The 15,306-nt window shown below is 55.4% G+C and carries 14 protein-coding genes; 6 read left to right on the plus strand and 8 right to left on the minus strand.

Annotation, left to right across the window (positions count from 1 at the left end):
• Positions 1–38 precede the first annotated feature (38 nt).
• Entirely contained in the window at positions 39–1,133 is a 1,095-nt protein-coding gene (locus OQ460_RS16435) for a site-specific integrase (protein ID WP_410018464.1), read from the minus strand.
• Positions 1,134–1,235: 102 nt separating this feature from the next.
• Here OQ460_RS16435 and dusA point away from each other — a divergent pair, with 102 nt between their 5' ends.
• Positions 1,236–2,255: a tRNA dihydrouridine(20/20a) synthase DusA gene (gene dusA, locus OQ460_RS16440; protein WP_410018465.1), complete on the plus strand. Its 1,020-nt coding sequence runs from the start codon at positions 1,236–1,238 to the stop codon at positions 2,253–2,255.
• A gap of 39 nt (positions 2,256–2,294) precedes the next feature.
• Here dusA and OQ460_RS16445 read toward each other — a convergent pair whose 3' ends face one another.
• The gene (locus OQ460_RS16445; protein ID WP_410018466.1) at positions 2,295–3,128 is read right to left on the minus strand and encodes an undecaprenyl-diphosphate phosphatase; all 834 of its coding nucleotides are present in this window, start codon (positions 3,126–3,128) and stop codon (positions 2,295–2,297) included.
• A gap of 562 nt (positions 3,129–3,690) precedes the next feature.
• Here OQ460_RS16445 and OQ460_RS16450 point away from each other — a divergent pair.
• The 4 genes from OQ460_RS16450 (at position 3,691) to OQ460_RS16465 (ending at position 7,622) form a co-directional block, all read left to right on the plus strand.
• Entirely contained in the window at positions 3,691–4,434 is a 744-nt protein-coding gene (locus OQ460_RS16450; RefSeq protein ID WP_410018467.1) for a winged helix-turn-helix domain-containing protein, read from the plus strand.
• 32 nt (positions 4,435–4,466) lie between these two features.
• Entirely contained in the window at positions 4,467–5,063 is a 597-nt protein-coding gene (locus OQ460_RS16455; protein WP_410018468.1) for a hypothetical protein, read from the plus strand.
• A 146-nt stretch (positions 5,064–5,209) separates the two neighbouring features.
• The gene (locus OQ460_RS16460; protein ID WP_410018469.1) at positions 5,210–5,881 is read left to right on the plus strand and encodes a winged helix-turn-helix domain-containing protein; all 672 of its coding nucleotides are present in this window, start codon (positions 5,210–5,212) and stop codon (positions 5,879–5,881) included.
• 346 nt (positions 5,882–6,227) lie between these two features.
• Positions 6,228–7,622 (plus strand): undecaprenyl-phosphate glucose phosphotransferase, encoded by a 1,395-nt coding sequence (locus OQ460_RS16465; RefSeq protein WP_410018470.1) that lies wholly within the window; start codon positions 6,228–6,230, stop codon positions 7,620–7,622.
• Between the two features lie 177 nt (positions 7,623–7,799).
• On the opposite strand, the gene OQ460_RS16470 is transcribed toward OQ460_RS16465, so the two are convergent.
• The 6 genes from OQ460_RS16470 to galE all read right to left on the minus strand — a co-directional run bounded on the left by OQ460_RS16470 (position 7,800) and on the right by galE (position 14,018).
• Positions 7,800–9,878: a YjbH domain-containing protein gene (locus OQ460_RS16470; protein WP_410018471.1), complete on the minus strand. Its 2,079-nt coding sequence runs from the start codon at positions 9,876–9,878 to the stop codon at positions 7,800–7,802.
• The gene (locus tag OQ460_RS16475) at positions 9,875–10,636 is read right to left on the minus strand and encodes a capsule biosynthesis GfcC family protein (protein WP_410018472.1); all 762 of its coding nucleotides are present in this window, start codon (positions 10,634–10,636) and stop codon (positions 9,875–9,877) included. The genes OQ460_RS16470 and OQ460_RS16475 overlap by 4 nt, the downstream gene beginning before the upstream one ends.
• The gene (locus OQ460_RS16480) at positions 10,633–11,298 is read right to left on the minus strand and encodes a YjbF family lipoprotein (RefSeq protein ID WP_410018473.1); all 666 of its coding nucleotides are present in this window, start codon (positions 11,296–11,298) and stop codon (positions 10,633–10,635) included. The genes OQ460_RS16475 and OQ460_RS16480 overlap by 4 nt, the downstream gene beginning before the upstream one ends.
• 14 nt (positions 11,299–11,312) lie before the next feature.
• Complete coding sequence (locus OQ460_RS16485; protein WP_410018474.1) at positions 11,313–12,425, minus strand: polysaccharide biosynthesis/export family protein; 1,113 nt, start codon at positions 12,423–12,425, stop codon at positions 11,313–11,315.
• An 85-nt stretch (positions 12,426–12,510) separates the two neighbouring features.
• Positions 12,511–12,747 (minus strand): hypothetical protein, encoded by a 237-nt coding sequence (locus OQ460_RS16490; protein ID WP_410018475.1) that lies wholly within the window; start codon positions 12,745–12,747, stop codon positions 12,511–12,513.
• Positions 12,748–13,001: 254 nt separating this feature from the next.
• Complete coding sequence (gene galE / locus OQ460_RS16495) at positions 13,002–14,018, minus strand: UDP-glucose 4-epimerase GalE (RefSeq protein WP_410018476.1); 1,017 nt, start codon at positions 14,016–14,018, stop codon at positions 13,002–13,004.
• 388 nt (positions 14,019–14,406) lie between these two features.
• Here galE and galU point away from each other — a divergent pair, with 388 nt between their 5' ends.
• Positions 14,407–15,240: a UTP--glucose-1-phosphate uridylyltransferase GalU gene (gene galU, locus OQ460_RS16500; RefSeq protein WP_410018477.1), complete on the plus strand. Its 834-nt coding sequence runs from the start codon at positions 14,407–14,409 to the stop codon at positions 15,238–15,240.
• Positions 15,241–15,306 lie beyond the last annotated feature (66 nt).

The following is a 15,306-nucleotide window of genomic DNA, read 5'->3' on the forward strand; positions in this document are numbered from 1 at the left end:
AAGTCATGATTAACGGCTTATTGAGAGGGCGGTAACATCTACGAGCCCAAAATACGTTTAAACATCCGCCACCCCAAGTATGGATCGCCCCTACCACGCAAATGCGTGTACCTACGTAATGAGTTCCAGTCCCGATGACCTGACACATTGGAAACTCTTGGTATATCCCAGTCCATCTCAAACAGACGACTGACTCCCTCATGACGCAGGTCGTGAAAATGCAGGTCTTCAACTCCCAGTATCGGACACGCTCGTGTAAAAGATGCGGACACCGATTTGGCATTGTACGGAAAAATCTCTCGTTCAATTTTCGGCATTGTGTGCAGAATCGCCCAAGCCTCATCCGGCAAATGACACCACACATCGTTACCGATCTTCTGTCCTGGGTTTTTCATATCCCGCACCAACACCGACTGCCGAGCACAATCGAGATCTTCCCATCGTATCCGAGTGATCTCTTCCTGCCGTCGCGTCGAGAAAAGCGCAAATGCAATCATCTTCGGCATGTGTAGAGAGTCAGGCCTGCGCTTTTGCATCTCAAAAAAATGGTTCATTAGCTTGTCCAGCTCATCGAGCGTGGGCCGGCGATTACGCTCTTTGCTCTTGCTGACCATGCCAAGCTTGCGTAAAACCTTGCGAGCGTCAGGCATTGCATGAGAATCGACCTCATAACCCCATGCCGGCCGTGCCACAGACAACACAGCCCCCAGGTGCGAAAGATCGTTACCGACCGTCTGTGCCTGAACACCTCCGCCCTCTTTGCCCATACGCCACTGGGCGAACTCGACCAACTTCTGGCTGCTCAACGCTGAATCGTCCAACTCACCCAGCCAGGTCTCTTTGATCGCACTCAACGTCGCGCTCTTGGTCTTCCCCAGCGGCCGGATCTTCTCGTACTCATCCAGATACTGCTCGATCATCTTCTTGATCGTCACCCCCTTCCGATTCGCCCGCTCAATAGCACCTGGCTGGGCCAGCTCGGTCTCCCGTCGCTTGATCCAGGCCTGGGCGACCTGCTTACGGTCGAAGGTTTGGCTTTCCTGATAAACTGTCTTGCCATCCCGATTGATCCGTATCTGCGCCGTGTAGGCTGTTGAGTTGTCCTTGCGCTTACGTGCTGTGATCGTGCCCATTTCCAGTTGCTACATTGCCGAAGTCAGTCGCTACAATGTAGCAACCGACTTCAGAAAACAAGGAAAAACGGGTAAAAACCGCTGTATAAAAGATCAGTATTAATGAACTCAGAAAAAACCTTAAGCCCAGCAAATACTAGCCTTTCTCGCTCAGAGCCGTCGCGGCGCTTCAGCGTGGCCCCGATGATGGATTGGACCGATAGGCACTGTAGATATTTCCTGCGCCTGCTCTCCAAAAACGCCCTGCTCTATACCGAAATGGTCACCACCGGCGCGATTCTTCATGGTGATCATGAGCGCTTCTTGCGTCACAACGAAGCCGAGCACCCACTCGCGCTTCAGTTGGGCGGTAGCGTTCCGGCAGATCTGGCTGCCTGCGCTCGTATGGCCGAGGCCGCCGGTTATGACGAGGTGAATCTGAACGTGGGTTGCCCCAGCGATCGAGTGCAGAACAATATGATCGGTGCTTGCCTCATGGCACACCCTGCCCTGGTGGCGGAGTGTGTGAAGGCGATGCGCGATGCAGTGTCGATTCCGGTGACGGTGAAGCACCGTATCGGGATCAATGGTCGGGACAGTTATGCCCAGTTGTGTGATTTTGTCGGGCAGGTGCAGGACGCAGGATGTACCAGCTTTACCGTGCACGCGCGGATTGCGATTCTGGAGGGGTTGTCGCCGAAGGAAAATCGGGATATTCCACCGTTGCGTTACGATGTGGCCGCACAATTGAAGCAGGATTTTCCGCAACTTGAGATTATCCTCAACGGCGGAATCAAGACGCTTGAGCAATGTGAAGAACACTTGCAGACATTTGACGGAGTGATGCTGGGGCGGGAGGCTTATCACAATCCGTACTTGCTGGCGGAAGTCGATCAACGGCTGTTTGGTAGCTCCACACCTCAGCTCAGTCGGGCTGAAGCGTTAGCGCAACTGCGACCTTATATAGCCGAGCACCTCGCGACGGGTGGATCGATGCATCACATTACCCGGCATGTATTGGGGCTGGGAACGGGGTTTGCGGGGGCTCGTAGGTTTCGGCAGTTGTTGTCGGTGGATATCCATAAAGCCGCCGATCCATTGGCGTTGTTGGACCAGGCCGCTGAGTTGCTGGTGGGACGCTAACCGGGCGCTGGTACTTACACCTGCGCCCTTCAAAAGCGGTCAGCCGGCTGAAACTGCGGTCCAGTTCACCCACCCGAACACCCAGGTCGCCAGGATCAGCAACCCGAAGACAATCCGATACCAGGCAAATACCGCGTAGCTGTGGCTGGCGATGAACTTGAGCAAACCACGCACTGCGATCATCGCAAAAACGAACGCGGTCACAAACCCCAGGGCAAATACGGGCAGGTCACTGGCCTGGAACAGATCCTGATACTTGTAGCCCGAATACACGGCGGCGCCAACCATGGTCGGCATCGCCAGAAAGAACGAATACTCGGTGGCGGCCTTGCGTGACAGGCCGAACAACAGGCCACCGATAATGGTCGATCCGGAGCGGGAGGTGCCGGGAATCATCGCCAGGCATTGGACAAAACCAACTTTTAGCGCATCGGACCAGACCATGTCATCAACATGTTCGACGTGTACCTCATGTTCGCGCCGCTCTGCCCACAACATGATAACGCCACCCACCACCAGCGCGACGGCCACGGTAATCGGATTGAACAGGTACGCATGAATCTTGTCGGCGAATAACACGCCCAGGACAACGGCAGGAAGAAATCCGATCAGTAAGTTCAGCGTAAAGCGTTGTGCATTACGCTGGGTTGTCAATCCGCTGACAACTTCAAAAATCTTTGGACGAAACTCCCACACAACAGCCAGGATGGCACCCAGTTGAATAATAATATTGAACGCCATGGCACGCTCACCACCAAAACCCAGCAAGTCTGCTACAACAATCTGGTGACCGGTACTGGAGATAGGCAAGAACTCTGTCAGCCCCTCTACCGCACCTAACGCCAGTACCTGTACCAAGGTCCAAAAATCCATCAATCCTCCGTCAGGCCATTCTTATTGAACAGCTCGCCAATCACATCAGGGCATTTAGTAACCGAACAGTAATAAATGGTAACCAGCAGACACTCATTGACTAATGATGACACTGGATAAACCCTGTCCATCAGCAGAGATAACTGGCGAATAGTAAGCCCTACCAAATCAGCGGCTCAATACTTGTTATTAATCGTCGACTAGCGAGCCTGCGCAGGCTCGATGTATATCGGAAGCTCCCCCAATCACCAAAACGTGACACAGTTCACATACCCACAATTTATGGAGCAACTCCCACAGACGAAATGATGGCCTTTTGAATACTAAAAAACAAATTGCCACCGTTTCAATAATAGGCGCACAATTCCACTTTGCCACCATCTAAGCGCGCTATTCGCTGGTTCAGAAAGCTGCAAAAATCAACTAAAAAATCGAAAAAAGTCTACTGTGTTAGAAAACTCTTTATACACGTGAAAAATCCGCGCGAATGTTACCAATTGTCAGTCACGAATGAGAACGGGTGCTTTAACATCCCGATGTCAGTACCCATTCGAGTCAAGGCATGATGCTTAAAGGGAAATTAGCGACTGGAAGCCAGCGCCCGACAAACGAGGGGCCAGGGGTTCTCACCCTGGGCCGCACTCGCAGTGTGGCCGAAAACTTCAAAGCATTAGTCGCAAGGCATGTGCATTCTGATATAGCGCTTGATGCTAGCTCCTATCCTCATTCATATAATCGAAATGAATACCCGGACGTGTATCGTGCCATCTTCATCATTATCGACAATCCTCAGGCACTCGAAGAGAACCTGGCGCTGGTGGAAAACCTGCGCGCCACCTATTTGAACTTGATCATCTGCGCCGTCATCACGGGCCGGGGCGCTTACAACAAGATGAAGTACTATCTTGCTGGAGCCGACTGCTGCATCAAGCTCAACACATTGTCCGACGAAAGCTCCGAGTTGCTGTCGGGGTTCTTTACCAGTGAACAATGGCAACGGGAGGTCAATCTGATACTGGACCCCACCCGCATCTGCCTTTTAGGCCCTCGCCAGAAACTGGATATCTCGTTTGCAGAAATGAAAATTCTGGAAGCGTTGGCGCAAACCAGTAACCACATATTAAGTCATGATGAAATCGCCAGGATCATGGGGCTTAACGCCAATTTCTACGATCCCAGGGCCCTGGAGAAATCAATCAGTCGCCTGCGCGGGAAAATCAAAGACGTATATGGCACCAATAATGCTATTCAAAGCATTCGCGGGCATGGATATCGCTTGATGAGAGGCCTGATCTCAACCGCCTGAGTGACCAATTACCTCTGGACAGGAGTTGTTGCATGAATGCGACTGGAGGTATCTCACCGATAATGGCACCGAGCCGCTACATGCTCCATTTAATCTTGTCACGCAATAAGCGCGCGCTTGCCAATGTGACACGAGCCAAGGCTCTACCGCACTGCGTGACGCCACCGGGCCACCTCCATGAGGGAGCCTGGGATGAATCAGGGCCGCAGCGCCGGGCCTCCCACCCCCGGAAAAACTGCGGCTCGGACAACTCCAAAAAACATTTGAACCGAATGTTTCTCTGCTGGTCTAAACTGGGTCTTGCCAGGTTTATTCAAGTCAAAGAGCTGATCCAGCCTGGCAAAAACTTGCGTGATCTGCGCCATACATTGGCCAGCTCACTCAATGAGCCCCCACTTTGGGAAGTGGGTTCCAAATATAAAAAAAACAACATCAATAATATGTCTTGCTTGAAAAATCATGCTATAGAAATCACGCCGAATGATGACTGGACGCAACACAAATCGCTAACAAGCTTCGGCAACCTGATTCGGCTCAACTACATCAAGGTATCGTCCTCATTCTTGGACCAGTGCTTGAGACTCAATGCTAATCCTGAGTTCTTCAACAAGCCCATGATTGCATGGTGACACTACTCCACAATAACAAGATTTCTTTTAACACCGATCGCGTAGAGCATATCGAGAGCCCTCAGTGGCCCAGGCGTTGTCCTTTGATTACTCCCCTGCCGGTCAACTTTTAGCCGAAATTTGGTGAACACTAAGGAGAGAAAGACGTGGAAATCGGTACAACCCTCCCCAGAAAGTATTTTGTCGTTGTGACACACAGCACAACATCCCAGCGTGAGCTTGAGCGCATACTCTCCAGCGAACGCTTCAACTCATTCGGCACGTCCCAGACGCAGATGTTTATCGAAGATACGGCCCAGCCCTCTTCTTCCCCGGTACTGATGGAGTTCTCATACACGAGTCTGATAAGGAAGAACGTAGCTCACCGTATCGAACATGAAACACAGAAAATCCTTGCCACCCTTGAAGCCGAGTGGCTGGCGGTACAGTCCGAGGGGCAAACCAGTGTCACGCCAATGCCAGCGGGCTTCAGCGGCAGACCTAGGGAACAGAACGATGGCGGGCTCTACAGCGAGGCCTGGCAACTCGACACTGATCAAAGTGCGTTGATTAAAGAAAACGTCGAGATCAGCTTGACGGGACTGGAAGCCACTCTGGTAAGGAAGATGCTCCATCATGAAGATCGTGTCGTCAGTCGAGATGACCTGATTCTAAGCATCGGCAGAGAACCGGAGCAGTATCGCGGCCTGGAAATGTGCTTGAGTCGACTGCAAGACAAGTTCAAAAACGCCAGCAAAGGCGAACGACTGTTTCGTGCCGTGAGAAACCGTGGTTATTGCCTTATCCAAGAAGTAGTTTCCGAGACGCACCCCGCCTGACCCCCTTCTAACACAAACATGTGACAGTGCGACTACAACAATAAAAAACGCACTTTGTTTGTTACTCTCGCTACCGCCCCCCTCATCTTCTCCCTGTTGCTGCCGACGCAATTCGTTGTCGACGTTTTCTAACAATCAGAATTTACATTTTGAAAAAATGGCACTTCGCTACTTGTTAGAACTCGTCAGACAGCCCCCTCCATCAATAACTTAATCTATTGACTGACGACAGTTCGACTTCTTGATGCTGTTAGCCTCAGGACATCAGTTAAAACAATAACAACTCCTGCTTAAACAACTCGCGTCTCGACTGCCGATATTTAATGGACGTCTTAGGGGATATCGCATGGACAGTACGTTTCGTATCAATCGCAATACCGGCCTGAAGGGGCTTACCTTCTGGGGCCAATGGGCGCTGGCGCAAGCCTTTGCCGTTACATTGTTATTCATACTCGCTGAGCGGCAGACCGGAACGGTCGAGTTCTATTATCGGGTGTGCGCCGCATTGGCGGTGCTGGCGTCGGTTCCGGCTTATACATTCAGCGGTGTATATAGAAAACGAGATAGCTACCTGACAGGACTGGGCCGGCTGTTCATGGGCTGGTCGATGACGATGGCTGCGCTGGCATGCATGGCGTTTGTCTGTAAGGCCGATGCGCTGTTTTCCCGCCAGGTAATACTCAACTGGGCGGTGTTCGGTTTCCTCGGACAGGCGCTGCTGTATGCGCCCTTGCACCGGTTCTCCAAGTACTATCAACGCTCGCGCAAAAGCGAGCACAGAACGCTGATCGTCGGGACAGGGGAGCTTGCGCTCGGCCTGGCCAGGAAGTTGAGCAGTCTGGAGAACCTGCCCTTGGTCGGACTGGTCAGCACGGGAGCCGTAAGCCCGCTGGCACCCGATGCGCCACGCATCGCGGGTGCGCAGGAAGACCTTCTGGAACTGATCAGCCTCCATGACATTCGACGTTTGTACATCACTCTGCCACTGAACGAAGCGGCAAAAATCGAAGCCATGTATATCGATTTGCTGGGCGCCAACGTCGACGTGGTCTGGGTGCCCGACTTAAACAGCCTGACGCTGCTCAATCACTCGGTGCGAGTCGTGGACGGCTTGCCGGCGATCTATTTGAACGAAAGCCCACTGACCAGCCAGCCCACCGCCGCACTGAGCAAGAGCTTGCTGGAAAAAAGCGTGGCGCTGCTGGCAATCATCCTGCTGAGCCCGGTGCTGGCGCTCATTGCGCTGGCGGTCAAACTCAACTCCCCCGGCCCGATCCTCTTCAAGCAGGATCGTCATGGCTGGAATGGCAAGGTGATCCAGGTCTGGAAGTTTCGCTCGATGCGCGTGCACGACGACCATGAGGTCAAGCAGGCCAGCCGCAACGACTCGCGCATAACCGCCGTCGGTCGCTTTATCCGCCGCACTTCGCTCGATGAGCTGCCGCAACTGTTCAATGTGCTGCAAGGACATATGGCCTTGGTCGGCCCGAGACCGCACGCTATCGCGCACAACAACTACTACTCGGGGAAGATTCTTGCCTACATGGCACGCCATCGGATCAAGCCGGGCATTACCGGGTTGGCGCAGATCAACGGTTGCCGCGGCGAAACCGACACCATCGACAAAATGCAGAAGCGCGTCGAGATCGACCTGAAGTACATCAACAACTGGTCGTTGTGGCTGGATCTGAAGATATTGGTCAAGACGCCCTTTACCCTGCTCTCGAAGGACATCTATTGATGCCCTGAGTATTGAGCACGCACCGCCATAAGGGGACGAAAGTCCCCTTTTTCATGGGTGTGCTTCAGGGTTTTGTCGGCTTCAGGATTGAATGCAGAAGTCCTGTACGGCGCAGGCACTACCGTTCACGCCAAAGGCCTGATCTACAAGGCTGCCAGCCCTGCAGACCATCAGCCTTTACTCGGTGATCTTCTCGAAGTTGCGGTAGAACATGTCGTTGTCACGGCTATCGGTCATCGAGTGCAACTGGAAGCTGCGATTGAGTCGTGCACCACCATCGCGGGTCAGCGGCGCCCAGACCAGATTGGCGCGGCGCATGGTCGACATGCTCATCAGTTCATCGAACGGGATAGAGAGATACAGACCCTTGTCGAAGCTGCCTTCGCCATATTCGGCGCCGGAGGCGGTAGTGAACGTGGCCCAGGCCCCAAACCGCACTCCGTTGGAGAACTCTCGCGACAGATCGATCGTGGTCCCCCAATCCCCCGCCAGGTAGCGTCCGACACTAACCGCTGCGAGCGTGTCGAACGGCAGGTCCGTATACCCGGTGACGTGCCCCGTGACGACCGAGTAGTCCCGCAGGCCAAAGCCTTGGTCAAATTCACGCTGACGCACGTAGTTCAGGTCTGCGCCGACCGACCAGCGCTGGCCCTCCGGGCGAAAGAGCACCTCGCCGCCCACACCGGCAAACATCGACTCCAGATAGCCACCGTAGACCATGCCATACAGGTCTTTGTCCAATTGCTCGGCGTGGCTGAACTGGAACAGCGGCATGGTCACTTCAGAGGTGGTCAGGTACTTGCGCAGGTCCGTGCGAACCCGAGGCAAGCCACTGGGTGCGTCGTAGTCAAAGTCGTCGAAGTTGTTCAGCAGATTGGCGCTGAGCAGGCCACTCCACCAGGTGTTGCGGTTGAAGCGATACTCGGCGTCCGCGTCGGCACTGAACTGGTAGAGGAAACCGTCAGGGCCGCCGACGTTCTGTTTAAAGCCCAGCCCCATGCCGTAGCTGAGGGGGGCGCGCGCCTCGGTATAAAGGGTCTTCTCGTTGTGGGGCATCGCGGGATTGATCTCGGTGGTGCGGTGCAACGCTTGCAGCGGCTCCTCATTATTGAGCACCTCACGGAAAGTCTTGCGAGGCACGCTGGTTTCTTCCAGCGGCAGGTCGTAACGCTTGTTCACCAATGTGAACCAGTCGATGTCCTGGTTGACGCTGTTATCCAGAATCCGGCTGGCGCGGCCGACCGCTTTGGCCGAATGAAAATACCGACCTTGCTCGCCGTACACGATCAGTTCGGGGCCACGTTGGCTGATTCGCTCTACCTTGTAGCCGGCATTTTGCTGCAGGCGCCGCGATACGTCAGGCCAATCGACCTGTGCCATCGAGGTACTCGGGATCTTCGCCGGCAACGGTTCTGCGGGCGGGTCGAAGGTCTTGGCCGGGGCCTTGCGGCTGACGAAGTTGGTGTGGAGAGTGAGGCCGAACATCGCGGTATTGCCCCGCTCCCAGGCCGCATTGAAGTCCAGCGAGTCGGTGACTTTGAACACTGCGCCGACATTGATCGGTGAGTCCTGTTTGATCACGCTGTCACTGGGCTCGTTCTTATAGTCGTTGCCTTCGTACTCGAGCTTCAGGCTGAGCCGGTCCCAGGGTGTCTGGTAGGTCACGCCGCCGAACAACGAAGGCCGCCCGCGAAAGTAGGCGCCGGTGTTGACGTCACCAGTGCCCTCCATGTCAGGCCGGGTCTTGAAGCGATCATCGACCCAACCTGCCGGGTTGTTGAAATCGCCGCGATTGCCCAGGTACCCCCAGGCAATGCCGGCACTGAAATCAAAATTGTCATAGCGCTTGCTGGCCACCAGGAACTCACTGGCGAACAGGCCCGTACCGCCGATGTCGCGAAACCCCAACGCCACGTCGGGCGTCCAATGAGTTTCTTTCCATAATCGGACTTTGAGGTCGACCGCCTTGTCCTTATAGCTCTGGCTGCCGCTCAGTGATTCGGGGCCGTAGGGACGGTCGGTGATTGCGGTGTAGCGAAACGCACCTTCCAGCCAGTCGAACGGCTGTAGCGCCACGCTGTAACGGCTATAGGGCTCGGTCCGGTTGGCATTCACGCTCAACTCGCCGGCCGGGGACATCCTGGCTGTCGGCGTCTGTAGCAAGCCCACACCGCCAAAATCATTCTGAGTCAAACGCGGCTCGGCATGCGCCAAACCACAGGGCAATAACAATACGGCTGCAAAACGTAAATTCAACGAACCACCTCAGCCTGTTGCGTGGCAAGAAATTCGGCCAACTGCTGATTCAGTTCAGGAATAGGCGGATCAAGATCATCGGTTTTGACAGGCACCAGGATTTTGCTGCCAGCTGCAGGCACCTGCCCGCTCTCACGATTCCAGGGCGCGATGCCGACTTGCCGGGTGACGCCATTGGGTTGGATCAGCCACAGGTAGTCGGCCTCGGCATCGGCCAGCGCTGCACACCCTTGCAGATAATCCCGGGCCTCTTGCAGGGCGACAAAAGGCAACCGGCAGGGTTGTGCAACGGCGCCGAGCACTTCAACTTCATCGACACGCAACGGGTAGATGAGGTGATCGCCGTCGCCCAAACGCAGGTTGCGGGCGAACCCGACCTCGATAGCAACCGGGTCCAGGATCGTGACCTGGCGCCCGGTGACCGGCATGTCATTGATTTGCTGGTGCAGACGCATTGCTAGGCTTGCCCGACTGGGCTTGTCGAAGAGCAAGGCTGTACGCTGCAGCACCTGCAGATCGAACAGCACACCGGTCTTGAGCCGAGTCTGCGCCTCCAGCAGTGACTGGCGCAGCAGGGCAGCCGCCAGCCAATAGCTTTCGGCATTGGGCACGGCAACGCTGATTACGTCCGACAACCTTGCGCCCGCTGGCAGGTCAACCGGCCCCGGATTAAGCACATCGCCACTGACGGTGACTGCCGCCTGGCTCATACCGCTGATCAACAGCATGCACGCCGACAACAACGCTACCCGCTTCAATGGGCAAACCTGCGCTCAGGAATCAATTGAACGATCTTGATCCGCAGGCGAGTGGTCAGTTGCTGCTCACTCTGCACAATGAAGCCGTCCACCGGATCAACCCAATAGTGATTAGTCGCGCGCAGGCCAATGGCCGGGGCGTCGATCTGTTCGTCGACACGTAGCACGGCATATTCCTTACCGAGGATTTCGAGAGTTTCCATGGCCTTGCGCGAGAAGCGGCTGTTCAACGTCACACCCACTTCGCTGCCACGGTAAAGATCAATCCAGCGCTGGCTGGTGTAGCCCTCAGGCAGGGTGTGCAGGCCTTGTTTGAAAGGCGAGACCGCAGCGAGCCGTGTCCCGTCCAGGTCGCCGTCAAAGCCCAGGCCGACGGTGCGTACCGCAAGCCCGTCGCGCAGCAGAAGCACCTGCTTGCCGGATGCGACCCAGAACTGCAGGTCGCCCCGCTCACGCACCATCGCCAACACGCCGGAGCCGGTAGGCGTGGTCAATATGAGTTGGGGAAACTTGACCTGCGCCACCTGGGCCGCCGTCACATCCACATCATCGGGCCCGCTCACCGCCGCCTTGAAGTTGGTCATAGATGCATTCATCAGCGGGTTACATCCACACAACAAGGCCGCTGCTATCACGCAGACGCAAACATTCAACGTTCTCACAGTCAGACCAGGCCTTATTTATTGCTGCTGGCATCATTCAGGTTCTTCGCTGCCGAAGCCCCCGCGCCAAGGATGGCTGCCGACGGCACCAGTTGGCTGATAAAACGGTTCCAGCGGGTCACATTGGCCGGACCCACATAGACAATGTCCTGGGGACGTACATCGAAGTGCGTGGCCAACGCCATGGCCGTCGGCGATTCGGCTTGCAGTTGATAGATTTTCGCCGGCTCCACATCAAGGTTCTCGACCCCCCTGATTACGTACACCGCGTTGCCGTTCGAGGTGGTCTGGCTCAACCCGCCCACCGAGCCCAGTACGTCGGACAGGTTCATGGTCGCGGTCTTGAACGTCAGGGCGCGCGGCTGGTTGACCTCGCCCATGACGTAGATGCGCTTGTTGTCGTTGTAGGGTAAATACAGCTGGTCGCCACCTTTGAGGTAGACGTTCTGCAACTCGGAATCCTGCTGGTTGAGCGCATCGAGGTTCAACGGATATACCCGCTCGCCGCGCGTCAGCAGTACGCCGGAGAGGTCCGCATTCAGCGGATCGATACCGGCAGAACCGAGGGCTTCGACCAAACTCAGCGGGTTGGTGGAAATCGGTTGCGGACCGGCCTTCGAGACCGCACCCGACACCACCACTTTCTGGCTGGCAAAGCGCAACACCGCGACATCCACTTGCGGGTCGGCGATAAAGGCCGACAGCCTTGAGGCAATGTCCGAACGCAGTTGCTGGATGGTTTTACCGGCCGCCTGGACTTCTTTGATATAGGGGTAATACAGCGTGCCATCGGATCGTACCAGGCGACCGTTGGCATCGATCTGCTGTTGCGCTCCGGAGGGCGCCGTCAGCTCGGGGTGGTCCCAGACCGTGATGTACAAAACATCGTTGTTACCGATGCGATATTCCGCCGGGGCGCTCAACAACTCCGCCGGCAGCGCCGCGCGCTTGTGCGTGGCCCTGTCCATTGCTATGAGCTTGGGCGTGATCGGGATCAGCTCGACGCGGCTGCTCTCACTGGCACCTTGGCGCGTGATATCGCTGGTACTCAGGTGTTGCCCCGGAGAAAACATACAACCTTGCAAAGCGATACTTGCCAGCATCAAAAAAGGAAAACTACGAGTCATAATGGCACTACGCTATTCAAGGGCAAATCTAAACAAGGTCACCCGACTTTCATCGGGCGACCTTGTATTACACCTACAGGGTTTCTCAGTTACTGGTGCCGGTAGTACCGGTAGTCCCTGTCGTCCCGGTTGTACCGCCGTTGGCGTTGCCGCCACTGTTGGAAGCGGCCACTGCACTTGCCACCATTGCCGTACTGGCCGCAGGCGCCTGTGAAGCAGCTACGTTACCCGCGACATTGGTTGCTTGTGTCAGCGGTGTTTCCGCTGCGGACGCCCAGTTGCCAAACATCGACAACAGGGCAATTGCCATCACTTTTTTCATATCAACTCCTTTCTAACGTTCGCGCCTGTTATAAAACAGACACTCAGTTAGAGGTGGAAAGTTCAAGCCGCAAAAAGTGCGAACAAGATCCGTTGTTCATTCACAGTCAAACCTGACGAATAAATGTCGAACGGCAGGGTTTATATCTACGGACTTGCCAAAGGCAATGCCAGCCGATTTTCCCGACGATAATTAACATTCCAGCCGTTTTATAACGTTCAGCACAGGGATTGCTTGCAACGATCGCCGCGTCTTTATCCGAGGTATCCCCTCGGGTGGTTCGATTGCCAACGCCACGTATCTGTCATCATTTGCTGCAAACTGCGTGTGGCTTTCCAGCCAAGTTCACGAGCGGCTTTGGAAGGGTCTGCCCAGCTCTCGGCGACATCACCCGAGCGGCGCGGCATCACTCTATAGGGCACCGGGCGACCTGATGCCTGCTCGAACGCGCGCAGCACTTGCATCACGCTATAGCCGTCACCCGTGCCGAGATTCCAGATATTGATGCCCGTGCGTTGCGAAATCGACTGCAGAGCCTTCAGGTGCCCGTCTGCCAGGTCCACGACGTGGATATAGTCACGTACGCCGGTGCCATCGACCGTGGGGTAATCGTCGCCGAAGATCGACAATTCTTGCAGGCTGCCAACCGCCACCTGACTGATATAGGGCACCAGGTTGTTAGGTATGCCATTGGGGTCTTCGCCCAGGTGGCCACTGGCATGCGCACCGATCGGATTGAAGTAGCGCAGCAGTGCGATGCTCCAGCGCGGGTCCGCCGCACACAACTCGCGCAGCAGGTTTTCGACGATCAACTTGGACTGGCCGTAGGGGTTGGTGGGACTGCCGGTAGGCAGGTCCTCGCTGATCGGCATTTGCTCCGGTGTGCCGTACACCGTGGCCGATGAACTGAACACCAGGCGAAACACACCGGCGGCGGTCATCGCCTGACACAGCGTGAGGCTGCCACCGACATTGGCCTCGTAATACTCGAGCGGCTTGCGCACGCTCTCGCCGACCGCCTTGAGCCCGGCAAAATGCAGGACAGCATCGATGGCATGCTGCTGGAAAATCCGGTCCAGCAACGCTCTGTCGCATACGTCCCCATGAATCATCAGCGCACTCTTGCCGCAGATGGCTTCCACAGCGTGCAGCGCAGCGTCGGAGCTGTTGCAAAGATTGTCCAGCACCACCACATCAAAACCAGCTTCGAGCAGCGCAAGAGTGGTGTGCGAGCCGATGTATCCGGTGCCACCCGTTACTAGAATCTTCATAGCGCGGTCCATAGTAAGATCAAGGGCTAATAACCTGTGCCGTGCCCCACTTGAATGTGCGCGTGAAATGCACGGCACAGAAAAATGGGGCAACAACAGCAAGAGGTACCGTTAGTTCAACTGCTGCCGACAAATATTCAAGCCAGCCATACAGTAATAACGGTACTTATTTAGCACTATGAAACGCTCTCCACTATCAACAGATACCGACGAAAAATAACTAACAGCGCGCAAGCCGACAAGTCATAACATTCCAACGCTATACACCTGGGAGCAATTGCCATTAACAACCTATCTCAGGTATTAAAGTAGTCGTTTAGTAAAACTTATAATCACTGTTTTATTGCACACATCAGTCGCCTGTGATTCATGACTACCAGGATAAATTATGATTCGTAAATGTTTGTTCCCCGCCGCTGGCTATGGCACGCGTTTCCTGCCGGCTACCAAAGCCATGCCCAAGGAGATGCTGCCGATCGTCAACAAACCGCTGATTCAGTACGCGGTAGAAGAAGCACGCGACGCCGGCCTGCAACACATGGCAATCGTTACCGGGCGAGGCAAACGCGCACTGGAAGATCACTTTGACATCAGCTACGAGTTGGAACATCAGATTCGCGGCACCGAAAAGGAGAAGTTCCTGGCCGGTACCCGCGAGCTGATCGAGACCTGCACCTTCTCCTACACCCGCCAGGTCGAAATGAAGGGCCTGGGCCACGCGATTCTCAGTGGCCGCCCGTTGATCGGTGATGAACCCTTTGCCGTGGTGCTGGCCGATGACCTGTGCCTGAACCTGCAGGGTGATGGTGTACTGGCGCAAATGATTCAGCTCTACAAGAAATACCGCTGCTCGATCGTGGCTATTCAAGAAGTCCCCCGCGACCAGACCCACAAGTATGGCGTGATCGCCGGCGAGTTGATTGGCGAAGGTGTCTACCGCGTCAGCAACATGGTTGAAAAGCCCAGCCCGCAAGACGCTCCGTCCAACCTCGCGATCATTGGCCGGTACATCCTGACACCCGATATCTTTGATCTGATCGCCGATACCCAGCCCGGTAAAGGGGGAGAAATCCAGATTACCGACGCCTTGATGAAACAGGCGCAGGCTGGCTTCGTCCTGGCCTACAAGTTCGCCGGCCTGCGCTTCGATTGCGGCGGTGCAGAGGGTTATGTCGAGGCAACCAATTTCTGTTACGAGCACCTATACCTCAACGGCCTTTAACCGCGCTGCCATCTCACCTCATCGCTCGCAAGGCACAACCATCGCCAATCGTTATCCAGGCAGGCC

It is taken from the genome of Pseudomonas imrae, from assembly GCF_046352735.2.
Taxonomy (GTDB): Bacteria; Pseudomonadota; Gammaproteobacteria; order Pseudomonadales; family Pseudomonadaceae; genus Aquipseudomonas; species Aquipseudomonas imrae.